The sequence below is a fragment of the Bartonella sp. AD328YNZD genome (assembly GCF_042196425.1).
Genome location: NZ_JBHIQG010000858.1, coordinates 1 through 546, shown reverse-complemented (window position 1 = coordinate 546; position 546 = coordinate 1). Strand labels below are relative to the sequence as shown.

Below are 546 nucleotides of genomic sequence, written 5' to 3'. Positions count from 1 at the left end.
AAACCGTAGATAGTTTTAAAACAAACATATCCCCCCTACTGTCAAACTTAAACAGTGAAAGTCTTGAAAAGTTTTTTACAACAAAAAGTGACAATGGAGTCAATTTTGACCAACTTGGCAATGAATTGCACACCCTTCTCAATAAAAGCGACATTCCTGCTCTCAATGCTAATCGCTTAAAACAAACCTATCAGGCTGCACTCAATGATATTGGTTCTGCGATAACAGCTTTTAAAAATGATCCGTCTCACTATCGCACCACTTTAAAAAATCTTGGTGAACGCCTGTCTGATCGTGTAGAAGATCTCACGACAAAATTTAATCGAAGCGATATCATCAATGCGCTTATGAAGGATGGCATGACCCGTGCGGAGGCACAAACAGCAGCCAACCATGCTGTTCAACTCTATCAAAGCGCAGAGGGAAAAACCGAAAAAGCCATCAAAACCTTTGAAGAACAGGCTGAAAAACTCTCAGACAATCTTGAGGATACGATCAAGGGAGCAAAAAACACTGCGACTAAAGCCACAAAAACAGCCTCCAATA

Annotated in this window: 1 pseudogene; it reads left to right on the top strand. The window is 40.5% G+C overall.

Annotation, left to right across the window (positions count from 1 at the left end):
- Positions 1-546 (top strand): annotated as a pseudogene (locus ACFIO3_RS15440) (DUF3792 domain-containing protein); the annotation flags it as partial.